The organism is Streptomyces tardus (assembly GCF_018101125.2).
Taxonomy (GTDB): domain Bacteria; phylum Actinomycetota; class Actinomycetes; order Streptomycetales; family Streptomycetaceae; genus Streptomyces; species Streptomyces tardus.
Map to the genome: position 1 here is coordinate 491,206 of NZ_JAELVF020000004.1, position 22,821 is coordinate 514,026.

The 22,821-nt window shown below is 69.6% G+C and carries 17 protein-coding genes, 1 tRNA gene and 1 pseudogene; 9 read left to right on the forward strand and 10 right to left on the reverse strand.

Features of this window, described 5'->3' with window-relative positions; translation table 11 throughout:
* Positions 1–246 precede the first annotated feature (246 nt).
* Positions 247–1,677 carry a Glu/Leu/Phe/Val dehydrogenase dimerization domain-containing protein gene (locus JGS22_RS24665; RefSeq protein ID WP_211040878.1) on the forward strand — a complete coding sequence of 477 codons (1,431 nt, stop codon included), beginning with the start codon at positions 247–249 and terminating at the stop codon, positions 1,675–1,677.
* Between the two features lie 211 nt (positions 1,678–1,888).
* Here JGS22_RS24665 and JGS22_RS24670 read toward each other — a convergent pair whose 3' ends face one another.
* The 5 genes from JGS22_RS24670 to JGS22_RS24690 form a co-directional block, all read right to left on the reverse strand.
* Positions 1,889–2,554: a LutC/YkgG family protein gene (locus JGS22_RS24670; protein ID WP_211040877.1), complete on the reverse strand. Its 666-nt coding sequence runs from the start codon at positions 2,552–2,554 to the stop codon at positions 1,889–1,891.
* Positions 2,551–4,092, reverse strand: coding sequence for a lactate utilization protein B (locus tag JGS22_RS24675; protein WP_211040876.1), 1,542 nt, complete (start codon positions 4,090–4,092; stop codon positions 2,551–2,553). Before JGS22_RS24675 ends, JGS22_RS24670 begins: the two co-directional genes overlap by 4 nt.
* Positions 4,089–4,853, reverse strand: coding sequence for a (Fe-S)-binding protein (locus JGS22_RS24680; protein ID WP_211040875.1), 765 nt, complete (start codon positions 4,851–4,853; stop codon positions 4,089–4,091). The genes JGS22_RS24675 and JGS22_RS24680 overlap by 4 nt, the downstream gene beginning before the upstream one ends.
* Positions 4,854–5,173: 320 nt before the next feature.
* Positions 5,174–5,725 (reverse strand): hypothetical protein, encoded by a 552-nt coding sequence (locus JGS22_RS24685; RefSeq protein ID WP_211040874.1) that lies wholly within the window; start codon positions 5,723–5,725, stop codon positions 5,174–5,176.
* Positions 5,726–6,015: 290 nt separating this feature from the next.
* Entirely contained in the window at positions 6,016–8,307 is a 2,292-nt protein-coding gene (locus tag JGS22_RS24690; RefSeq protein WP_211040873.1) for a HelD family protein, read from the reverse strand.
* A gap of 500 nt (positions 8,308–8,807) precedes the next feature.
* Here JGS22_RS24690 and JGS22_RS24695 point away from each other — a divergent pair.
* Positions 8,808–8,881 (forward strand) — tRNA-Pro (locus JGS22_RS24695).
* A 558-nt stretch (positions 8,882–9,439) separates the two neighbouring features.
* Here the strand turns inward: JGS22_RS24695 and JGS22_RS24700 are convergent.
* Positions 9,440–10,288 (reverse strand): hypothetical protein, encoded by an 849-nt coding sequence (locus tag JGS22_RS24700; protein ID WP_211040872.1) that lies wholly within the window; start codon positions 10,286–10,288, stop codon positions 9,440–9,442.
* Between the two features lie 1,028 nt (positions 10,289–11,316).
* On the opposite strand from JGS22_RS24700, the gene JGS22_RS24705 reads away from it, so the two are divergent.
* Genes JGS22_RS24705 through JGS22_RS24715 form a run of 3 tightly spaced genes read left to right on the forward strand, consistent with a single transcriptional unit; the run spans position 11,317 to position 13,900 of the window.
* Complete coding sequence (locus tag JGS22_RS24705; RefSeq protein WP_211040871.1) at positions 11,317–12,069, forward strand: ATP-binding cassette domain-containing protein; 753 nt, start codon at positions 11,317–11,319, stop codon at positions 12,067–12,069.
* Positions 12,070–12,119: 50 nt separating this feature from the next.
* On the forward strand, positions 12,120–13,316 hold the full coding sequence (locus JGS22_RS24710; protein ID WP_211040870.1) for a DUF7224 domain-containing protein: 1,197 nt from the start codon (positions 12,120–12,122) through the stop codon (positions 13,314–13,316).
* Positions 13,316–13,900 (forward strand): hypothetical protein, encoded by a 585-nt coding sequence (locus JGS22_RS24715; RefSeq protein WP_211040869.1) that lies wholly within the window; start codon positions 13,316–13,318, stop codon positions 13,898–13,900. The genes JGS22_RS24710 and JGS22_RS24715 overlap by 1 nt, the downstream gene beginning before the upstream one ends.
* 269 nt (positions 13,901–14,169) lie before the next feature.
* Here the strand turns inward: JGS22_RS24715 and JGS22_RS26630 are convergent, their stop codons facing one another.
* Positions 14,170–14,508, reverse strand: coding sequence for a transposase (locus JGS22_RS26630; protein WP_236074420.1), 339 nt, complete (start codon positions 14,506–14,508; stop codon positions 14,170–14,172).
* Positions 14,509–14,970: 462 nt separating this feature from the next.
* Here JGS22_RS26630 and JGS22_RS24725 point away from each other — a divergent pair, with 462 nt between their 5' ends.
* The 3 genes from JGS22_RS24725 (at position 14,971) to JGS22_RS27200 (ending at position 17,169) form a co-directional block, all read left to right on the forward strand.
* Positions 14,971–15,591 (forward strand): TetR/AcrR family transcriptional regulator, encoded by a 621-nt coding sequence (locus tag JGS22_RS24725; RefSeq protein WP_211040868.1) that lies wholly within the window; start codon positions 14,971–14,973, stop codon positions 15,589–15,591.
* A gap of 108 nt (positions 15,592–15,699) precedes the next feature.
* Positions 15,700–16,446, forward strand: coding sequence for an NADPH-dependent F420 reductase (locus tag JGS22_RS24730; RefSeq protein ID WP_211040867.1), 747 nt, complete (start codon positions 15,700–15,702; stop codon positions 16,444–16,446).
* Positions 16,447–16,914: 468 nt separating this feature from the next.
* Complete coding sequence (locus JGS22_RS27200) at positions 16,915–17,169, forward strand: SPDY domain-containing protein (RefSeq protein WP_308405884.1); 255 nt, start codon at positions 16,915–16,917, stop codon at positions 17,167–17,169.
* Positions 17,170–17,752: 583 nt separating this feature from the next.
* Here JGS22_RS27200 and JGS22_RS24740 read toward each other — a convergent pair.
* A complete protein-coding gene (locus tag JGS22_RS24740; protein WP_211040866.1) occupies positions 17,753–19,015 on the reverse strand; it encodes a beta-ketoacyl-[acyl-carrier-protein] synthase family protein in 1,263 nt (420 codons plus the stop codon).
* A gap of 68 nt (positions 19,016–19,083) precedes the next feature.
* Between JGS22_RS24740 and JGS22_RS24745 the strand changes: the two genes are divergently transcribed.
* A complete protein-coding gene (locus JGS22_RS24745) occupies positions 19,084–19,701 on the forward strand; it encodes a TetR/AcrR family transcriptional regulator C-terminal domain-containing protein (protein WP_211040865.1) in 618 nt (205 codons plus the stop codon).
* 7 nt (positions 19,702–19,708) lie between these two features.
* Here the strand turns inward: JGS22_RS24745 and JGS22_RS27205 are convergent.
* Together JGS22_RS27205 and JGS22_RS24755 are read right to left on the reverse strand one after the other, a co-directional pair.
* Positions 19,709–20,008, reverse strand: a pseudogene (locus tag JGS22_RS27205) (IS630 family transposase); the annotation flags it as partial.
* Positions 20,009–20,189: 181 nt separating this feature from the next.
* Positions 20,190–22,184 carry an ATP-binding cassette domain-containing protein gene (locus JGS22_RS24755; protein ID WP_216815156.1) on the reverse strand — a complete coding sequence of 665 codons (1,995 nt, stop codon included), beginning with the start codon at positions 22,182–22,184 and terminating at the stop codon, positions 20,190–20,192.
* Between the last annotated feature and the right edge of the window lie 637 nt (positions 22,185–22,821).

Sequence of the window (22,821 nt, forward strand, 5' to 3'; positions counted from 1 at the left end):
CGCCGTATGGCTGCGGTTTCCCCGTCGAGGGTCTCCGCTCACATTGCGGATGAATTCCGCACAGTTGTCGAACGGGTTGTTCCGTCGCTGGTTTCCGCGGCCGGCTCCGGTGTGCCCGTAGGCGCTGACTGTACGTGCCTATCAGTGACTGGAAAGGGTGAGTGCCAAGTGACGAAAACTGCCGTCGAGACGCCAATGCAGGTTCTTGAGCATGAACCTTACCTCCAGGTCACCTGGCGTGACACCGTGACCTCGGCCCGTGGGTACGTCGTCATCGACCAGCTGGTGACGGGCATCGCCACCGGCGGTCTGCGAATGCGGCCGGGCTGCACGCTCAACGAGGTCACCGAACTCGCCCGTGAGATGACGCTGAAGATGGGTGCGTTCGGAATTCACGTGGGTGGCGCGAAGGGCGGAATCGACTTCGATTCGACCGATCCGCGGGCGGAGGAAGTACGGGAACGCTTTCTCGAAGCGGTACGCCCCCTGCTCGAACGCTTCTGGGTCACCGCGGGTGACCTCGGAACCCAGCAGGAGCAACTGGACCGCGCCTTTTCCCGAGTGGGAATCGGCGAGAACTCCTTCCACGCCGCGGTGGTCCGCGCCCCCGCCGCGGACGAGGTGCGCGCACGAATCCGCCACGCCTTCACCGCCGAGACCGAAGGGCTGAAGCTCTCCGAGCTGGTCGGCGGCTACGGAGTCGCCGAGGCGGCGCTCGCGGCCCTCGGACACCGGGGCATCGCGGCCGGCTCTGCCCGTGCGGTGCTCCAGGGCTTCGGCGCCATGGGCGGCTCGACCGCCCGCTACCTGGCCCGTGCCGGAGTGAAGGTCGTCGGCATCACCGACGCCCAGGGGCTCATCCGCAACACCGAGCGAGGTCTGGACGTGGACCTGCTGCTCTCCGCGCGCAGCCCCGGCGGGCTCATCGACCGCTCGGTCCTGCGGGCGGACGACGAGGAGCTGCCCGGCGACAGCTGGCTCGACCAGGACGTCGACCTGCTGGTGCCGGCCGCCGTCTCGTACACCATCACCGCCGCCAACTGCGACCGAATCCGAGGCAGCATCATCGCCGAGGCGGCCAACGTGCCGACCACCCCCGAGGCCGAACAGCGGCTGCTGGAGCGGGGCGTGACCGTCGTGCCCGACTTCATCGCCAACACCGGCGCAGCCGCCGGCGCCTGGTGGGTGATCCTGGGCGAAGTCGTCAGCCCCGGAGGCGCCTGCAGCCGCCTGTCGGACGAGATCCGTCCGCTGGTGCGCGGGCTGATGAGCCGGGCCGACCGGACGGGCACCTCGATGCGCACCGCGGGAGTGCTCTTCGCCCGCGAGAACTCCCAGCGCATGATCCGCGAGTACGGCGAGGCCGTCGCGTACCGGGACCTGTACCCGGCCACGCCGCAGGGCCAGCCGTTCATCGAGCCGGACGCGCCCGCCTTCGTCGAGCTGGCCGAGCCGGTCCAGCCGGTTCAGCCGGTCCGCCGCGAGGAGTCCGCGCCCTTCGCGGAGACCGGTCGCGCCTCCGGGGCAGGCGGCCACTTCGCCGAAACGACCGGATACAACCCGCCGAACGGTGCGTACACCGCAGCGGTCGAGCTGTCCGACTCCGGACGTGAGCCTGCTGCCGCCTGCCCGGCCTACTGGCCCGGGCCGGCCGATCCGGCCGGCGAGCAACTCTGAGGCAGACGTACCTCGCGGTGCCCCCGCTGCCGGATCCGGTCCGGCAGCGGGGGCACCGCGCGTCGTGGGTCGGTGCGCATGTCGAGGCCCGGCCGCGCGGGAGCGTGTGACGGCGCCCCCGCACCCGCGGCGCCGAACCCGCCGCCCCGTTGGTACGGGGCGTCGGACCGCGGCACCGGGCGCTCAAAGCGCGGAGCCCCGCACCGGGTGTTCAGAGCGGGGGATCGAGGAGTACGACCTCCAGCATGCGCGGGCCGTGTACGCCCTCCACCCGGTCCAGCTCGATGTCGCTGGTGGCAGAGGGGCCGGAGATCCAGGTCAGTGGCCTGGTCAGGTCCAGTCGTTCCAGCGCCCGCACCACCGAGTCCACCACCTGCGCGCCGCAGTCCACGACACAGATGTGGTGGTCGGGAACGAGCGTGCTGCGCCGGCGCCCCTGCCCGGGCCCCGAGTCCAGGACGATCGTGCCGGTCTCGGCGATGGCGAGCGCACAGCCCGTCACCACGGTGTCAACACCGTCGAGATCCGCGAGCGTCAGCCCGTCGTGTTCGGTGACGACGGTGGCCACGCCGTCCGGTGAGCCGACGGCCGAGACCCAGGCCGCCGGCAGCCCCGAGGCCGCCAGCACGGTCTCCGCCTCGCGTTCGGCAGTCAGCCGTGCGAGGAGTCCGGGCAGGTCGGCGGCGTCGGTGCGGTGCACCCGGGCGCGGTAGTCGGCGAGGTTCTCCGCGAGCAGGTCGACGGTCTGCGCGGGCGTACGGCTGCCGTGCACCTCCAGATACCCGCGGTCCACCACGACGTCCTGCGGTCGCTCCTCCCGCGGGACGTCGGCCAACGCCCGCCGCACGCGCGCCAGTACGCGTTCACGACTGCTCATCGCTCCTCCTGCCCTCGGTCATCGCCGGACGCTCCGGAGGTACCGGCTCGGCTGCCGCGGCCCGGGCTCTCCTGCGCGCCGCCCCGGGTGCGCCGCCACCAGTCGCGGAACGGTTCCGACGGTACCCGCGGCAGCTCCCTGCTGTCCGTCCACGCCCGGCCGGGCCCGGGCAGCCGCCGAGGATGGAGTCCGCGGGTGCGGGAGGCCAGGCGCTGCGCGGCGCGCAGCGCGCCCGGACGGTCCAGAACCCACTGGGCGGCCCGCAGCACGGCCCGCTCGCTGGTGTGCCCGCGTGCCGGCCGTACGGTGCGGCGCCGGCCACGGACGGTCACCCGTCCGCCCTGTACGACCCGCTCCCGGAGGTGGAGCAGCACCTCGGGAATGTCGATGGCGACCGGGCACACCTCGTAGCAGGCACCGCACAGCGAGGAGGCGTACGGCAGCGAGGCGTCCAACGCGGTTGACGTCCCGCGCAGTTGGGGCGTGAGGATGGCACCGATCGGTCCGGGGTAGGGCGAGCCGTACGCATGGCCGCCGGCCCGCTCGTAGACGGGGCACACATTGAGGCAGGCCGAGCAGCGGATGCAGCGCAGCGCCTGCCGGCCGACGGGGTCGGCGAGCGTGTCGGTGCGGCCGTTGTCCAGGAGCACCAGATGGAAGGTGCTCGGGCCGTCGCCGTCCGTCGTCCCCGTCCACATCGAGGTGTAGGGGTTCATCCGCTCGGCCGTCGAGGAACGCGGCAGCAGTTGCAGATAGACCTCGAGGTCCCGCCGGCTGGGAACGATCTTCTCGATGCCCACCACGGAGATCAGCGTCTCCGGGAGCGTCAGACACATCCGGCCGTTGCCCTCGGACTCGACGACCACCGCCGTCCCGGTGTCGGCGACCAGGAAGTTGGCGCCGCTGATCCCGACTCGGGCCCGCAGGAACTTCTCCCGCAGATGCAGCCGGGCAGCGTCGGTCAGCTGCGCGGGGCTGTCGGTCAGCCCCTCGGGCGCGGCACGGCCCCAACTCGCCATCCGCTCACGGAAGATGTCGCGGATCTCGGACCGGTTGCGGTGGATCGCAGGGACGAGGATGTGGGAGGGGAGGTCGTCGCCGAGCTGGACGATGAGCTCCGCCAGATCGGTCTCGTAGCAGCGGATGCCCTCGCGCTCCAGTGCTTCGTTGAGGCCGATCTCCTGGGTCGCCATGGACTTGACCTTGACCACCTCGCGCTCGCCGGTGGCCCGGACCAGTTCGGTGACGATGCGGTTGGCCTCCGCGGCGTCGGCGGCCCAGTGCACCACACCGCCCGCGGCGGTCACCTTCTCCTCCACCTGTTCCAGGTAGTGGTCCAGATGCCGCAGCACCCGGTTCTTCAACGCCGCGCCCGCGGCCCGCAGTTCGGCCCAGTCCTCCAGCTCCGCGACGGCCTTCGCCCGACGGTCGCGGATCGTGTGGGTGGCGTGCCGCAGATTCGCCCGCAGCCGCTCGTCGCGGGTGGCGGCGGCGGCTGCCTCCGGGAAAGCGGGCATGCCCAGATACGTACTGCTCATACCGCTGCCTCCGCGTAGGGTGCGTCGGCGGTCGACGCCAGGATCTCGGCGATGTGCACGGGCCGCACGGTGGAGCCGCGCCGGGCGAGCAGCCCACCGATGTGCATGCCGCAGGAGTTGTCGACGGTGCACACGGCCTGCGCACCCGTGGCCTCGACACTGCGCGCCTTGTCCTTGCCCATGGCAGTGGACACGGCGCTGTTCTTCAGCGCGAAGGTGCCGCCGAAGCCGCAGCACTCCTGTGCACCTTCGAGCTCCAACAGCTCCAACCCCCGTACGTTCTCCAGCAGTTGGCGGGGCCGGTCGCCGAGGCCGAGCATCCGCAACCCGTGGCAGGTGGGGTGGTAGGTCACCCGGTGCGGGAACCAGGCACCCACATCGGTCACCCCCAGCACATCGACCAGGAACTCGGTCAGCTCGTACGTCCGGTCGGCTGCCTGCTGCGCGGCGGCCGGCGACAGTTCACGGCCCTCCTTCCGTGCCCGCCGCGCCACCTGCGGATGGTGGTCGCGCACCATCGCGGCGCAGGAGCCGGACGGCGTGACGACGTAGTCGTACTCGGCGAAGACGCGGGCGTAGCGCCGTACCAGCGGCTCGGTCTGGTGCCGGTAGCCGGTGTTGAAGTGCGGCTGGCCGCAGCAGCTCTGCTCCTCGGGGAAGTGCACCTGTACGCCGAGTCTCTCCAGCAGCGTGACCACCGCCCTGCCCGTGGCGGGGTAGAGCGTGTCGTTGACGCAGGTGATGAACAGTGCGACCCGCATGGCCTCTCCTCTCCGTGCCCCGGCCGCCGCGCTCCGGTGCGGTACGTGCGCCGCCCCGCTCGCGGCAGGGCTCCGGCAGCACCGCGGACGGGCGGCCGGGGCGGTGTGCGGCATCCTGCACAGTGCGTTCGGACTGGTGCGGGCGCACCGCTCGTGCACGCCCGTACCGGCAGCCTGCCCCACCGCGCGCCGCTCACCGCCCCGGCGCACCGCTCGGGAGCACGGCTGGGGCGTACGGCTCGGGAGCACGGCTCGCGGTTACGTCGTGCGTCGGCAGGACGGTGGAGCCGCCCTCGTCCGGAATGCGGCCGGGGCCGGTGTCAGGAGCGGGTCCACCGCCAGGAGTCGCCGTTCTGCCGGCAGGTGATGCGGGTCCCGGAGGAGGTGGTGGTGCTGGCACCGTGGTCGCTGGTGCGGCAGAATTGGCCCGGGCTGTAACAGTTGCCCGCGTTGGAGACCAGCGAGCAGCTCGCCGCTGCGCCGCCTCCCGTACCACCGCCCCCGCTCACGCTCCCGCCCGAGCCGCTGCCCGTACCGCCGCCCGCGCCTGTGCCGGAGCCGCCCGGGGCGGAGGTGACCGTGACGGTCGGGCCCGGGGTCTTGACCGTTCTGGTCCTGGTGACTGTCGGCGCCGGATCGGGCTCGACGGTCACCCGCTCGGTCGTGGTGGCCTCGACCGTCGCGGTGAGCGTCGGAGTCGGCTTGACGGAATCACCCAACGCCGTTGTGGAGTCCGGCTGTTCACCGGCACTGCCCAGCAGGGCGCCGAACAGGAGGAGCCCGACCCCGCCGCCCCAGACCCGCTTGCGGCGGCGCAGCGGTCGCAGGTCCGGCGGACGGGGAGGCGGACTCGGTCGGTTGTACGGGTTCACGGTGCTCCCTGGGTGGCTGAAGGCCCGGCCGCGCGCGGGAAGAGTGCGGCCGGGACCACTGGGACGCCGGGCCTTGGCGCGGCGTTGAGGAGGACGCCCCTGCCGCCGGCTGCCCCGGGGCGGGCGGGCACGGCGTCGCGTGGAGCGGTGCACAGAAGACATCCGGAGCCGCACGAAGGTTGTGCGCCCTCACCCGCGAGGACGACAGCCACCCGATCCCGTCCAACCCGGCGCTCCCCGAAGGGAGTTGGCCCCTCGCCACCCGCCGTGCTACTGCCGCCGCGCCTGCCTCAGCCGGGCCGCCCGCCCGCGCTCTCCGCCCCGGCCAGCCCATCGAGCCCCCGTGGCAGCCGGCCCGTGTGCAGCACTCCGAGGTGCTGGGTGGCGCGGGTGAGCGCGACATAGAGGTCGCTCAGCGCGTACGCGGCCGGTTCGACCACCAGCACCGAGTCGAACTCCAGCCCCTTGGCACCGCGAGGCGTCAACAGCACCACCTCGCGGGTGAGATCGGGCCCCGCTGCGGAACCGGCGTCCGGCAGCTCGACGAGGAGCGCGGCGTGCAGCTCCTGCGGGGCGATCACCGCGGTCCGACCCCGGCCGCTCCTGCCGTGCGCCTCCTGTGCCACCGCACCGGCCAGTTCCCGCGCTCCCACCGACCGCGCCCACGGCCGCACGCCCGTCCAACGGACCGACTCCGGAGGTGTGAAGTCCGGGTCGTGCGCCCGCACCACGTCGGCCGCGACCTCCATGATCTCCGCCGGCGTACGGTAGTTCACCCGCAGCCGCACCCGTTCCCAGCGGTCGCCCACATGCGGACGCAGCGCACGCGCCCAGCTCCCGACTCCTGCCGGGGCGGCGGTCTGCGCCGGGTCTCCGACCAGCGTCATCGAGCGGGTCGGCACCCGCCTCATCAGCAGCCGCCACGCCATCGCGGACAGCTCCTGCGCCTCGTCGACAATGATGTGGCCGAACGCCCAGGTCCGGTCTCCGGCCGCCCGCTCGGCCGCGCTGCGGTCGTCGGTCTCCTCCTGGCGCTCGGCCATCCGCTCGGCGTCGATGATGTCGTGCGCAGCCAGCGCCTCGGACTCCATGTCCTCGAACTCGTAGGACTGCGATCCGGCGGACACCTCCAACACGCCCTGCGCATAAGCGATTTCCTCCTGACGGCCGGCCTCCGCCCTGGCCCGCGCGGCGCTGTCGTCCTCGCCGAGCAGCTCGGCCGCCTCGTCCAGCAGCGGTACGTCCGCCTCCGTCCACGCACCGCCCTCGCGGCGGATCAGCCCCGCGGACTCCTCGTCCAGGTGCACCGGCTCCGCGAGATAGTCCGCGAGGAAGCGCTGCGGGGTGAGCCGCGGCCACAACTGCTCGACGGCCTCGTGCACTTCGGGACTGGTCGCCACGTCCCGGCCGAGCTGGGCGATGTCGTCGGGGCCCAGCAGATTGTCCCCGCCGAGCGGGTCCGCGCCGATCCGCTCGACGAGCTGGGCGGTCAGCTCGTCGATGATCCGGAACGCGAAGACCGGACGGGCCAGGTTGTGCGGCAGGCGGCTCTCGCGTGCGTGGTGCCGCGCGTCCTCGGCGGTCTCGCGGTGCAGCAGGAGCGTGCCGTACTCCTCGTGATCGATCTCCCGCACCCGTTCGGGCACGGTCTGCCGTCCCCGCAACGCCTTCGCCAGCACGTCGGCCATCTCCGGGCGCCCCTTCACCTCCGCGGCAGCCGGACTGTCCGCACCGGTGGCCCTCACGCCGGGGAAGAGCTCGCCGGGAGTGGCCAGCAGCACCCCGGTCTCGCCGAGCGAGGGCAGCACCTCGCCGATGTAGTCGAGAAACGCCGGGTTGGGACCCACGATCAACACGGCACGTCGGGCGAGCAGTTCACGGTGCTCGTAGAGCAGGAACGCCGCCCGGTGCAGCGCCACCGCGGTCTTTCCGGTGCCGGGCCCGCCCTCCACCACCATGACCCCTCGGGGGGACGCGCGGATGATCCGGTCCTGCTCCGCCTGGATGGTGCGCACGATGTCGTGCATCCGACCGGTGCGCGCCGCGTCCAGCGCGGCGAGCAGCACCGCGTCGGCGTCCCTGCTCTCGTGCCCTGTACGGGTCGGGTCGTTGAGGTCCATCAGCTCGTCGTGCAGCGCGGTGACAGTACGCCCCTCGGTCGTCAGATGCCTTCTGCGCCGCAGTCCCATCGGGGAATGGCCCGTCGCGAGATAAAAGGGACGTGCCGCCTCGGCCCGCCAGTCGATCAGCATCGGCGCGCCTGCCAGCTCTTCGTACTGAATTCCCATCCGCCCGATGTGATGTGTTCGACCGTCCCCGAAATCCAGTCGGCCAAAGCACAGTCCGTTCTCCGCGGCATTGATCGCCGCGAGTCGACGGGACCGCTCCGAGACGGCGACCTCCCGCTCCAACTTGGCCTGGTAGGCGTTCCCGACCTGCGCAAGCGCCCCGTGTGCGGACTCCTGAGCCCGCACCCTGAGCGCGTCGAGACGCTCGTGGAGCGCAGCGACGAATTGCTGCTCCCGCTCGATTTCACTGTTTGACAATTCCGCTCCCGCCGAGTTATTCTGACTCCGGTGCATTAGTGGTGTGTCCAGTCGCAGGCAAATGAAGCATTGAATATACGCTGAGTCGAGTCGTGGATGTCAAATTCATCCGCGACTTTTCTTTTTGCCGGCTCCCTGGCGTTACGCGCTGCTCGTCGTGTGCACGACTCGCAGCCCCCGTGTGCGTCGAATGTGCGCCGGGAGCGCCGACTCGCACGTGAGCGGCGGGACGGCGAGATGTGGCGGGGCGGCGGCCGGGCGGAGTGCGCCCGCCCCCGGTGGGCGGCTCGGCGCCCCGGCGATGATCTCGACGACGGTTCACGCCGCTTGGCGGGTGTTCCGCGATTCCGGGCACTCGCCTCCGGCCTCGAGAAGGCGTTGCCCGGCCCGCGTTCGGCCCTTGATCGTTCTGCTCCCCGCGCCCCCGTCCGCACCGCTGTTGAGCGGCGCCGACGGTGTGCGCGAGCACCCCCCGAAGTGAGGTATTGTTCTCGTGCACGGCCGGTCAGGGGCAGAGCCCAGGGTCGGAGCAGCACCGGGACGTGGCGCAGTTTGGTAGCGCACTTGACTGGGGGTCAAGGGGTCGTGGGTTCAAATCCCGCCGTCCCGACGGTGCGAGAAGGCGCCCTGATCAGGGAGAAATCCCTGATCAGGGCGCCTTCTCTCATTCTCTGACTTCCCCGTCAACCTGACGACCCATCAGGAACTGAACGGTCGACTGGTGGCGGAGCAGGCCGTTGGGGAGCTTCAGGCCTGCTGACCGCGGGATCGTCCCCTGGGGAGCTATTTGTACTCCTGGAGCTATCTGTACTCCTGGACCGCGGCCCGTCGACCTGCCACAACCGCCCTGAGGTGCGCGACGGCGGCACGCCGTCCGCGGCAGCGCAGGGAGTACGCGGCGGTCATGCCCGACGCGCCGCGCGATCTCGCCGGCCAGACTGCCGGTGCGGGTGAAGGGAGAGAACTCAGCCGCTGAGGCGGCGGTGCCACCGATGTCTGGGCCCTCTGCGAGGTGCATCTCCAGCACGCGTACACCGAGCCGCCACGCGCGGCCCGCTCCCGTCGAAGTGGGCCGAGGTATCCAGGAAGTCCGAGTCGACCGAGGCGCTGAAGAGCATGCGCGACGACAGGTCCAACCCAGGAGCCGCTCGCGGCCCAGGCAACTCCCTCAGCCAACTCGGCAACTCCAGCCGAGCCGAATCGACAGGAGGATCTCCGGAACGATGGTCCGTACGGCGACCACCGCTTCCCGGGCAGCCTCAGCCTCCTGCCCGTTTCCTGCCAGGCTCCGTAACACTTGCCGGATCTGGCCACGGTCGGGCAAGCCCCCGTGATGGCCGTAGTCCACAGAAGCGAACGGCGCCACCATCTGTCCATTCCCTGGCTCATCGCCGGGGTCGTCGTCCTGACGTCGCTTCACACTGTTTACGACAGCTGCTTCACGAGCCTGCTGCCCCGCGTGGTCGGGGATAAAGATCTCGGGTTCGCGAACGCCCGGCTGAGCGCATCCCAGTCCACCGCCGGTATCGCGGGCCCTTCCGGCGGGCAGCGTCCGGGTTTCCGTGGGAGCGGACTGGCCCTTCCTCCTGAAAGCCGTCACTTTCGGCGCTTCGGCGGCGTGGGCGGCATCTCTCCCACCCGACACCGGCCGCCGACGGAACGGGCGGGGCCGCGCCGCCGTGGCGTCGTACGTCCGCCGGTGCGGGACGTTGCCGAAGGCATACGACGCGTGCGGCGGCAGTGGCTGCTGTCCCTGCTGTTGGGCAGCGCGGCGGTGAGCAATCTGTGCAACGGCCTCAACTGCAGCGCTGTACCGCTGTTGGCCACCCACACCCTCGGCCGTAAGTATGAGCAGTTCCGGCGCGATCATCGCCGCGAACGCGGCCAGCACGGTCGGGGGCAACTTGCTGGCCGGAGGCATTGGCATGGCGATCCTCGGATTTGGCGCCGGCATGTGGAACTTCCCGTCGCCGACGCTGATGATGCGCTCCGCGCCCGAGGATGTGATCGGCCGCACCAGTGCACCGTTCCGTACCGTCTCGGTGGCCGGGATGCCTCTGGGCGCGGCACTCGGAAAGCTTGTGGCCACCCTCGGTGGGTTGAGGGCCAGCGCACTGGTGGCTGGTGCGCTGTCCGCCGTCCTGTTCGTCAACTTCAGCTACCACGCCCGTCGACTGTCGCGACTCGAAGTCGAGTTGGAGTCGTCGCAACCGAGCCGGAGAGGGACTAGCGCATGCGTACGCTGTCTGTCGACACCACGCACATGTCCCACTTGCGACTACCTGGAACAGGCTCCTCCGCCTGTCGGGCGTGGAGTTGGGCGCAGGCGGTGCGCATAAGCGAATCATCGCCCGCGCCACGGGCAGGCACCCCGCCGACGAACCGGGACCAAGATCACAGGCAGGCCAAGATCGCCCAGCTGATCAACTTCCCGTCCTCACCCGGATGTAAGGTCCGTACGTGCCCATCGGGGGAGGGGCGCCGCGACAAGCATCCCTCCCCTCTTCGCAACGTGTATCTGGGAGCCGAAGGTGCGTCAACTTGTGAAGCGTCAAGCGCTGAATTGAATAGGCTTGGTCGTCGCATCCGCGGCCGTGCTACCACTTGTGATAGCAACGCCGGCTTACGCGGGTAACAAGACCACTTACATCAGCGGGGCTTATCCGACCTTCGAATCGAGTCGCTGGACCGATGACGGTGGCACCGGCCCCACCAAGATCCATTTCACGACGTGCTCGGCGACAATACAGTTTGCGAATACGGACGTCGTTACGTGGGAAGACATTACGGCGTGGCCAGATGATCACAGGGGTAGGAAGACGTTCTCCGCCTGCGCTACGAATGGCTCCACGTCTAAGGGTGATTGGCCTGCTATGAGCAGCGGAGATGACGTGTACTTCGAGATTGACGCCATCAACGGGTATACGAGCAACGTCCAACTATACGTGGACACAGTAAAGATCGCGTACTGATCTACGACCACCAAGGTGGCGGGGCGGCCATCGGTCGATGCCCCGCCGCCTTTGCGCGCAGCAAGGAATTCCCATGCCGATTCGGTTCTCCTCCTGTTCGTTCGGATACCGACGACGCCAACGTGTCATCGAGAACCTGGACTGCGAACTGCCACCCGGGCGAACGGTCTTCCTCGGACCGAACGGAGCCGGAAAGAGCACCGTTCTGGGCCTCGCCTCGTCGGCGTTGTCTCCCCGAACCGGGCAGGTAGTCTACGAAGGCTTGTCCAGTACCGGGCGCGATGTAGGCGCCTATCGCCGGCGTATCGCCTGGATGCCGCAGCAGCTTGCGCGCGTGCCCGGGCTGACCGCCCGCGATCAGGTCGCGTACGCTGGCTGGCTGAAGGGCATGTCGAAGTCGGATGCCTGGCACCAGTCGCTGCGGGCTCTGCGGCAGGTGGAGTTGGGTGATCGGGCCGAGGACAAGATCGATCAGCTGTCAGGTGGGCAGCAGCGTCGCGTGGGTGTCGCACAGGCTCTGGTGCATGGCGCGGAAGTGCTCCTACTCGATGAACCGACGGCTGGAATGGACCCCCGGCAACGACAGGTTTTCCTTGATGTCCTGGGAAACCTCTCGAGTTTCGTGCACGTCGTACTGGCCACCCATGACACCGCCGATCTCGACACAGTGTATGACAACGTTCTGGTGTTGCTTGACGGGAAGTTGGTCTTCTCTGGCTCGGTCGAGGGGTTCCTGGCACACGCGGAAGCGGGGGCAGTGCCAGGCAGGCGAGCGGATTCGGCGTACCACTTGCTCACCGAACGGAGCCACGCGTGCGTTTCCTGAACTCCCTGCGTCGCTCGCCCGTACGTTGGCTTGGAGTACCCGCTCTCGCGATGGGGTACTTCTATGCGGCCCAAACGACCCAGAGTGCGACCGGGTTCGGAGGAGACGCGGTAGCCGGGGGCGCCCGAGCGGCTGTCATTGTCAGCGGTGTGCTTGCCGCGCTTGCGGCGTGGGAGGCAGGGAGGTGCCGGGCGGGCCTGCTGTGGAGTCTGGCGCCCGCTCGTGGCCGGTACCGGATCGCGTTCGACGCTCTTCGGCCGGTTCTCGTCCTTGCCCTGATCGTCGACGTCGTCGCTTTTCTGAGTGCTGCTCTAATGGTGAACGCGTCGCCACGAGCCGCGGACCTACCGGTGATCGGGTTCGCGGTGGCCCTGCAGACGGCACTGATCATCCTCGGTTTCGGGGTGGGATGTGTCCTCTCGCGGATCATCGCCGTCCCGACGGTACTGATCGGTGTCACGCTCTGGCTGGCGATCCCCGCCACCTTGGAGACTCCCTGGGTCCGCTATCTGACTGGTGTACTGAGTGCGGCACTCACCTTCACCGACGACTTGGCACCGAGCGTGCTCCTGGCACCGCTGGTTCTCGCGGCAGGCGTGGTGGCCGCCGTGCTGCTCGGCTCGGTGCCGGTGCGCAGCCGTCTGCTGCGCGCAGGTGTCGCGCTGTGCTGTGTGGTCGCGGGTGCCGTGCCCGCGCAGGCCATGGTCGCCGATGCCGGGTACGAGGCTCCTACCGTCCCGCGGACCGGTGCGCAGACCTGCGACGAGGGAGCCCCGCGCATCTGCGTACCGGAGGAGTTCGCGGACGCGCTACCGCAGTTGCGCGCGGCGGCGAACAAGGCTCTACCGAACCTCGCCGAAGCCGGCGTCGACGTGCCCGGCGCGGTCGCGTACGTCTCCCAGGACGCCCGCTTGGAGCCGGGTGATTGGCGGATGCACCTCGAGCGGCCGGTAAGCGACCTGCGAGCGTTCAACGCGGTGGCCACAGCTGTGATTCCAGCCTTCAGGGAATGCCCCGACCTCCCGGACGACCACGGTCACCCGTCGCCCGGGCCGCTTGCCGCGTGGTTGCGGGTGTCAGCGGGGATGGACGAACGGGACGCGTCCGGCGTCGGTACCGTCCGCGCCCGCCGCGAGGCCGAACGCGTCCGTGGCCTCGACCGCGTAGAGCAGCGACGCTGGTTCGACGTACAGCTACGGGCGCTGCGTAGCTGCGACCCGAAGGCGCACGCGGAGGCACTGCCGTGATGCCGTGGGCGATCGTACGCCGTCCCTGGGTCGTGCTGGCGGCGCTGGTGGCGTACGTCGCTCTGCTGCTGTTCGTTCGGGACGACGTGGTGAACGTTCCGTCGATCACCATGCGCGGCAGCGCCGGGATCAAGCTGATGAACTTCCTCCCGATGATCCCACTTCTGGGGCTGCTGTACTGCTTGGAACGGCGGCTCGGACACGCCGAAGCGACGGCGGTCCGTCCGGTGGTCGCCGCCGACCGAGCGCTGGTCGTGGCAACAGGTGGCGCGGCGGTGATGGTCGGGTTGGTCTTCAACTGGGCGTACGGCATGGACAACGCGGTTGCCGCTGCCCGCAACGTGATCCTCCTCGTCGGCCTCGCCCTGCTGGTGCGGGCTTGGTACGGCGCGCATGCCGCGGCTGCGGCGTCGGTCGGTGCGCTCTTCCTGACCGTTGTCACCGGGCTTCAAGCGCCGCAGAAGCCGTACCCGTGGGCCGTACTCCTGGAACCGGCCTCCACGCCGCACGCCGCCGCGGCCGGGGCGCTGATGCTGCTCGTCGGCCTCGCAGCCATGGGCCGCAACCGGGTGACGACTCCCTGACGGAGGTGGAGCGGACCGTCGAGGCCCAGGCGGTGAGCACCGTGGGTGGAGACGGCCGCCGCCCTCCGTGTCGCGGCGCTGGGCGTCACCGCGGCCTGCTTCGCAACTCGCTGGTACTCCAGCAGGTCTCTCCCGCCGGCCCAGTTGGACGCGACGGGGCTATCCGTCAGCGCCAAGCCCGCCGGGCCGCTCACCAGGTGCGGCATCGCCAGGCTTCCTCGTAGGTGCGCTGGCTCCTCCCGCGCGCTTCTCGCGTTCTCCCGAGGCTGCTATCTCGTGTCAAGCCGCTTGGGCGAGCTTGTGAGGGCTCGGTTGGTCCTTTCGCTCGAGGATCTTGAAGCGCTGTCGGCTGATGGCTCGCTACAGGCAGCGCTGGGCGCCACGGGAGGTCTTTCGTTCGCCGGTGCGTCGGGCGACGTACTCCTCCGTGGCCGGGTTGAGTCGCGTCCTGATGAGCGTGATGGTGTGGAAGGCGCGGTTGAGCTGACGGTCGCCTCTCTGCGGTTGAGGCGGTGCTTGTTCGTGAGTCCTGATGAGGCTGGGATCGGGGCGACGCCGGCGAAGGGAGCGAAGGCAGCTTCGGATCGGAACCTCCGGGGTGGAATCAGCTGACCAGGACCTGTGCTGCAGTGATGGGGCCCACGCCAAGCAGCTCAAGAAGCTCGGGTGCTTCTTGCCGTTCCAACTGGAGGATTCCTCTTCGAGTTGCTTGGCTTCGGGCTGGAAGTGCTTGATCCGCTGAGCGGTGGAGCGTAGCGCTGAGACCGTCGTGCGGTGCTCGACGGACTGGGTGGTCCGGTCCCGCAGCGCGGCGCATCGTGTGACCTGGGCAGGGCGGGTGAGCTTGGGCAGCTCGGCGCGCGCGGCAACCTGGGCGCACGCACCGGACGCGAGGCACAGGGGCGGCCGTGAATGCGCGTCCAACGAGGTGCGGCTGCTGGCGGCCACGAGCGCCGTGGCAGTGCCGGCGGCCTGCCGGCGGTAACGCCGGAGCCGATAAGGAGATAGTCTCCGTTTCGCGGCTGACGATACGGAGATGGTCTCCGCGCTGTCAACGAGAGGTGCACGGCATGAGTGAGGGAGCAGCCGGCGGGCGTCGGCAGCGGACGGACAAGCAGCGCAATCGCACGCACATCCTTGAGGTTGCGGAGGAGCTCTTCGTCGAGCAGGGCATCACCGGCTCCATGGACGCCGTCGCCAAGCGGGCCGGGGTAGGCCCGGGCACTCTGTATCGGCACTTCCCCACCCGTGAGGCCCTACTGGCCGCGTTGCTGCAGGCCCGCGACGAAGAGCTGGAGGCCCGTCGCGTTGCCATCCAGCGCGAGGTGACCGACTCCCGCGCCGCCCTCACGTCGTGGCTTCAGGCGCTGAACGAATGGGTGACCGCATTCGACGGCCTGCCCGAGCCACTCCGGACCGCGCTGAGCAAGGGCACGTCGCCTCTGGCGATCACCTGTCAGGGCTTCGTCACGACCACCGAGGACTTTCTCGGCGCGGCTCAGCGAGATGGTGCCGCTCAGCCCTGGGTACGGGGCCGGGACCTGTTCCTCAGCACGCTGGCCACGGCCTGGGCGCGCGGCGCCGTCATGGCCGACGAGTCATCGCCCGACGCGCTCGTCTCTCTCATGCGCACCGGGTGGGAGACACCCGCGAGGGAAACGGCGCCCGGGAGGTCCGAAGGGCTTTCATGACCGTAGGCGTCCTTGAGGGCAGCTGCCGGCCGGGTCGCCACGCGGCGGCGCTGCGCATGTCGGCCGCAACCGCCTCCCGCACCCCCACTCGATGCAAGGAGATCCACTGTGAAGATCGGCATTCTGGGCGTAGGACACATCGGTAAGACTCTGACCCAGCGGCTCAGTGCCGCGGGGCATGAGGTGAAGGTGGCCAACTCGCGCGGCCCGCGGACGATCGAGGCCGATGTGCTGTCCTCGGGCGGGCAAGCGGTCACCGCGACGGAGGCCGTGGCGGACGTCGACGTCCTGATCCTCTCGATTCCCCTGAACCGTCTTCCGCAGGTCGCGCCGCTCATCGCTGGTGTACCGGCCGGAACGGTCCTCATCGACACATCGAACTACTACCCGGCACGGGACAACCGGATCGAGGCCATCGACGCCGGGCAGATCGAGAGCCTGTGGGTCACCGAACAGCTGGGCCGGCCGGTCGCCAAGGCGTGGAACGCGATCGGTTCCCACTCCTTCGCGACCAAGAGCAAGCCGGCGGGAAGCCCGGACCGCATCGCCATCCCCGTCGCCGCCGACGTCGACCAGGACCGACAGGTGGCCATGGCACTGGTCGAGGACACCGGATTCGACGCCTTCGACGCCGGGACCCTCGCGGACTCGTGGCGTCAGCAGCCGGGCGCGCCGTGCTACTGCACGGACCTCTCCCGCCAGGAGATGCCGGGCGCGCTGTCCGCGGCGGATGCCGACCGCCTGCCCAGGCGCCGCGACCTGGCCGTCGCCGCGATCCAGGAAAGGGTCGGGGACCCCACCACGAACCCCGACGCGGGGTACGGCGTCCGCCTGAACCGGGTCCTGTTCATGTGAGCAGCAGCGGTGCGCGCCGTCTGGGAACATCTCGTCCGCCGCCGAGCGGCCGTCATCAGCTGGTGACGGCCCCGCTCGCCCCAGTCGAGGATCGTGTCCGGACCTTCCCTCGGTGGCCTGGCAGTACGCGTCGGCGGACGCCGCTGCCAGCCGGTGCCTCAGGCGCAGCTGCTCCAGGGCCTCCGGCTCCGGGTCGGCGGTCATGTCGACATGGCCGTTGACGATCACGCGACGGAAGAAGTCGCCCCGCACATGAACAGACCGGTCCAGCCGACTTGCCCGCCGCGGAGATGCCCGACAGGACGAGGACGCCCTGCTCGCCCTGGACGCCCGTGAGCAGCCCACCGCCACGCTCGGCGGCCCCGACCTCGTCGTGTCCGCGACCACTGCCAATGGCTGGATCCCCGACGCCGACGAGCCCGCCGCAGCAGCAGGCCCGATGTACGTCTCGCACCTGAGCCTGGCGAGGTGCCGCCGCTGATCCAGGACGGTGATCCTCGGTCGGCTGTCCCGGAGGCGGACGAGCCAGGTCTGCAGGGTTGGCGGGCGTGGTCCGCGTCCACCGCGGGCGGGCCAGACTTGTGGGCGGCGTCCTTCATCAGCGGCGTGCCGCACGACCTCGTCCCCGCTTTCGCCGCAGCGCTCAGCTCCACGGCGCCGGTCCTGCGCCGCAGACTGCCCGAGCGCACCCGGGACCGCCTCCTGCGCGCCCCCGTCGGCTGAAAGCGCCGCCGGGGCCGTCACTCCCTCGGCAGCCCGTCCGCCTCCAACTGCCGGGGGTCGGCGAGACACGAATCGTCTACGCCGACAGCCCTGATGATCCTGTCGAGCGCCGACCCTGCACTGTTCGGCCGTTGGGTCAGCAGGCGCCGCCACTCGCGTCATGAGGGGGTGTTGGCCTCGCCACAACCTCTGCGGCAGGCCCGGGGCGTGGCCCTGATCGGGGTACTGCGCCGGGCTCCGCGTCTACCGGATGTGCCGACGGCCGGGCGGGACGAGGCGACCATCGGCAGATCCGGTCGTGCAGTTTGCGGTATGTGGCCGGGCCGTCGAGAGTGATCGTTTGCGGCTCTCGTTGGTGTTGCAGTCGGGGTCGATGCACTCCCTCGAGTTCAGACCGGGGGCGGTCAGGCGGCAGGTGACCGCGCCGCGCGAGATCAGAATCCCGTCGACGGCGGCCTCGTGGGCGATGCGAGTGGCCGACCACTCCCCATCTCTGCGGCGACATGCGCGATCGGAAGAGTCTTGGCAATGCTCGATCAACCGGCGGTGACCCCTCAACGGGCAAAGGGTGTGTTCGTGTGGGTCACGGTGTGGTAGTGGCTGCTCGGGACGCGTGATGACATGCGCTGGTGACGACGAGTGAAACGTTCTGCCCACCGAAGCCGAAGGAGTTGCTGAGCACGGCCTCTTGAGGGGCGTCTCGTCGCTCTGCGACGACATCGAGGTCGATGTCGGGGCCGACGCCGGCCACAGTGAGGTTGCGGGTGGGCGGGATGACACCGTGCTCCACGCTGAGGACGGCAATGAGCGCTTCGATTGCGCCAGCGGCGCCAAAGAGATGGCCGAGCGCCGCCTTGGGGGCTGTCACGATGGCGCGGCCGAAGACCTCGCCGATCGCGTGTGCCTCGGCGACGTCACCGACCGGAGTTCCGGTGGCATGGGCGTTGATGTGGCTGATCTGCTCGGGAGCCAAGCCGGCTTGCGAGAGGGCTTTCCGCATGGCGGCGATCTGACCGGAGCCGTCGGGAGCGGGCGCCGTGATGTGGTGTGCGTCGGCGGCGATGCCGGCGCCCGCGAGTGCTGCGTGTACGCGCGCGCCTCGGGCACTGGCGTGCTCGGCGCTTTCCAGCACCACGACAGCCGCGCCTTCGCTGAGGACGAATCCGCTGCGGTCTGCGGCGAACGGCCGGGAGGCTGAGGCGGGTTCGGCGGTGTATCGCGACAGTGCTTGTGCCTGGGTGAAGCCAGCGACGGTGATCGGGGTGATTGCGGACTCGGCCCCGCCTGCGATGACCACGTCCGCTTCGCCGGCACGAATGAGCCTGGCCCCCAGGGCGATCGCCTCGGCGCCGGAGGAACACGCCGAGACGGGTGTGTAGACCCCGGCCCGCGCGCCGTATTCGATACTGATCAGCGCCGCCGCTGCATTGGGCATGAGCATCGGGACTGTGCGCGGCGAGACGCGCCGGGGCCCGGCCGCCTCCAGTACGTCGTCTTCCTTGAGCAGCGTCCGCACACCACCGATGCCCGTGCCGATCGCCGATGCGAGCCGGTCCGGGTCCACCTCCGGGGCGCCGGCGTTGGCCCAGGCTTCGGCCGCCGCAACGAAGGCCGCCTGCTGCGAGCGGTCGAGCCGCCTGGCCTGCACCGGCGGCAGCAGCTCCGCGGGGTCGGTCGCCATAGTGCCCGCGACGGTGCTGGGAAGGCCGGTGCCGTCGTGGCCTGGTAGGACGCCGTCGCGGATGCCGGACTCGCCGGCAAGCAGGGCGTCCCAGGTTGACTCCACGCCTTCACCGAGTGGCGTGATCGCGCCGAGTCCTGTCACGACGACTTCGGTCCGGTGCATGCTCCTGAGCCTTTCTTGTATGCGATACAAATTCAACGATGCCTTGTTGTATCACATACAATCCGGATGTGGAGAAGAAGCGAATGGAAGCTCGATCAACGTCGGCTCGGTCGCGGGGCCGCGGTCGCGCGACGAGGCGCCGGCTGATCGAGGCAACTGCACAACTCTGCAAGGAGCAGCCCGGCGCTGAGGTGAGCGTCGCGGAGATCGCGAACGCGGCTGGGGTCTTCCCCAACCAGGTCACCTACTACTTCGGCTCCAAGGACTCGCTGCTTGTGCATGCCGCCTTTCTCGGCCTGCTGCACGACGCCCGACGGATCGAGCGCCTCGGTCGCCAAGCCCCCGATGCGGCGGCATTTCGACGCAACATTGCCCGCGTCGTACTGGCCATGCCCTCGCTCCCATCGGTCGCGCGAGCACTCGCTGCAGCGATCTCCAAGCCCGAACTCGCCCCTGTGGTCGACCAGCACCTCCGGCTGCTGTTTCAGCAATCGGAGCGCTTCGCAGGCCAGCTCATCGACAGTCGAGGCTGGAGGGCCCGTCGACCGCTCAGTGTGGAGACCAGGACGTTCTGGAGCACCGCGTTCGGCGCAGTGCTACTCGTCCGCGCCGGAGCACACGGCACTGTCGCCGACCTCGACCTCGCCGGAGCATTGACCATCCATGACGAACCCGAGCCTGGCTAGCGCCGCATCAGGCCACGTTCGCCCTGTCGACAAGGGCTCGCAGCCGTTGATCGCCAGCGTGAGGTTCCGTTAGCTGACGTAGCGCCGGATCATGCTGCCCCGCTCTTCGTGGCTGGCGTGGTCGGTGCCGTCAAGGGTGAAGTAGCGCAGGGCGGTGAACTGGGCGTCGATGCGATTGAGCCAGGAGAGGTTGGTGGTCGGGGTGGGTGAACTCCAACGTTGTTGGCCGTGGCCCAGCCCCAACTCGGGTGTCCTTCTTCGTGGTCAGGTGCGGGGAGTAGTTGTCGAGCACGATGGCGGGACGAACGGTAAGACCTGATCACGATGCGCCTGTACCCGTTCATCGGCGAACGCGTCCACGGCGCTGTCTGGTGCTCGCGCAGGAACGGGTGGCGAGTGCAGGTGGCCGGTGCGGTGACTGGGTCTGCGCTCGCCACCCATTCGACCTCCGGCACTACCGGATTTCTCAGTGCGGCGACCTTGCGTGGTCACCCGGGGGTCTCGGGCTCAGGGGCCACGCTCTTGCGGGGTGCGGGAAGTTCGTTTGCGGGGCCGACTTTGTACTGGGCGGCCTGTGCCTGGTACATCCCGTGATACAGGCCGCCGGTGGTCATGAGCTGGTCGTGGGTGCCGTGTTCGGCGACGTGTCCGTGGTCCATGACGTAGATGTGATCGGCGGACGCGGTAGCGGCGAGTCGGTGGGTGATCAGCACGACCGCGGTGCCGTCGCCGGCCAGGGTCCGCAGCCGCTCGAACGCTTCGATTTCGGCGTGGGGGTCGAGGGCGCTGGTGGGTTCGTCAACCAGCAGGAACGGGGCGTTGCGGTATCGGCTGCGTGCGTTGCCGAGTTTCTGCCACTGTCCGCCGGAGAGCTGCACGCCGCGTTCGTAGCCCTTGACGACCATCGAGTTCCATCCGTGTTCCAGGTCCTCGACAAGGGACCTCGCGTCGGCTGACTGTGCGGCGTCTTCGACCTTCTCCATGTTCCGCGGGCGGTCGCCGGCGCCGACGGCGACGTTGGCTGCGGCCGTCATCTGCCAGTGCGGGAAGTCCTGTGCCAACAGGCCGACGGAGTCAAAGACTTGCGAGCGGTCGGCTTCACGTACTTCCACCCGTTCACCGTCGGGGCCCACCCACCACACGGCGCCGCTGCCGGGCAGCAGGAGCCCAGCCAGGATCTTGGCGAGTGTGGTCTTGCCGGAGCCGTTCGCTCCCACGAGCGCGGTGACCTCGCCTCGGCGGATGGTGACGTTGACACCGTTCAACGAGGGTGTTGTCGCGCCGGGGTAGGTGAAGGTGGCGTTCTCGACCTGGATGGCGTGGGTTGGGGTCGGGAGCGGTGTCCCTGTCGTGGGGATGGCGTGTTTCGCTGCGAGTTCGATGGCCCTCTCGGTGTCGGACAGCATCAACATCTCCTCGTACATGCGGTTGACCTGCTGCACCAGGGAAGTGAGCCGAGCAGTGGAGGTGCGAATCGCGACGACGGCAGTACCGCCGACAGCCAGCGGGAGTCCGCCGCTGGTCAGCAGCGCCCACAGGACCCCGTAGCAGCCCACAGAAGCCAGGCCGGAGAACGCGCCGGCGACGAGGTCGGTGTGCGCCTGTGCGCGGGCCAGTCGACGCTGTTCGGTCTCCATCAGCTCCGACATCTCGGCGTACCCCCGCAGCAGGAGGGCGGACGCCTTGTGGACGCGGAGTTCTCCGGCCGCGTGCGGCATCGTCAGGTACTGCACAAGCGTGGCCACCGCGCGCCGGTGGTCGATCCAGTGCAGTCGCGAGATGTACTCGCGGCGAGCGGAGCGTACGGCACCCCAACCCTTTGGCAGCGCGATGACCAGCAACATCGGTAGCAGCGCAGGGTGTAGCGAGGCGAGTACGACAGCGGCCGCAATCATGCTGATCAACACGTTCGCGACGCCGACGGACAGGCCGAGCATGCGCCGGGCGGAAGCCGTCCCGAACTTGCCTGCCTCCAGGTGGCGTTGCACTTCCGGCTGTTCGGTCGCCTCCATCTCGACCTGTGTGACGGCTCGGTAGTACCGCGCAGAGACAGCCCGTTCGACTCGAGGCTCCAACCGCCCCGTCATGGCGGTCGACCACGCCGACAGCACGGCTGCTCCGATGGAGACGACCGCGAGCACCAGCAGCGCGGGCAACGACTGCCGCAGCTTGTCGGCAGTCGGGCCGTCTGCGAACAGGCTGGTCAAAACGCTGTTGACCGCGGCCAGCCCCACCCCGGTGGTCAAGCCGAGCCCGACCTGTGACACCACCAGGCCGGTCAACGCCCGCGGGTCCGCGCTCCATCCGGCCCGTAGCACCAGGCCCACCATGCGTGGCAGCGCAGCGGCCATCTGCCCGAAACGCATGCGCGTGAGGGCGCCTTCGTGCTCGATGTATGACTGCCGCCACCGCAGCCGGCCTCCGAACAGTTCCCGTTCGACCGCCGAGACCTCCGCCTCCGTGGCGTCCTCGCGCCTCCTCATGCGGACACCGTCCCCACGGGGCCGCCATGCAGCGCGGCGGTGCTTCGGGCGGGACCGGGCCGACTACCGGCGAGTTCCTCTGCGTGCCGCATCCGGCGGCGTGCGGCGTCATCTCGACGTCGCAGAGACGGGGCCGGTGGCCCGCAAAGGCCGCCGTGTTCGACCAATTCGGGAGTGAGCGCTGAATGCGGGCGGCGAGCCACGGTGTCCTCCGTACGGATGGGCGAGTGGTACAGGTGCTCTAGAAACGGCACCAACGGGCGCGCGGTAACGGGTATTTCGCGAACCCGTGTGCGAAGGGATCGTGTTGGCCCCGCGTTGCGCGGGTGCGAGCGGCGCAGTTCATTCGAACGAGCGGGGGGTCACTCGGTCGTGCGATTGCGCAAGCGCGAGCCAGGGCGAGGTGAGGCGCGAGCGGCGGGATTGAGGAGCAAGTCAAGCGCGGCTTCCCCACGGTTCGCCGCGCCCACCAGGACGCGTGCGTGGTGGGCCGGCAGGAGTCCAGCCCCGAGGCATGCGCTGACCACGATTTCGAGGCACCGACGCTGTTCGGTAGTCGAATGACCTCTGGTGGTGGGGTGTTGGAGTAGCTCGCGGGCCGCGTGGGCGTCGGAGGCGGCGACGTGGGCGAGCGCTT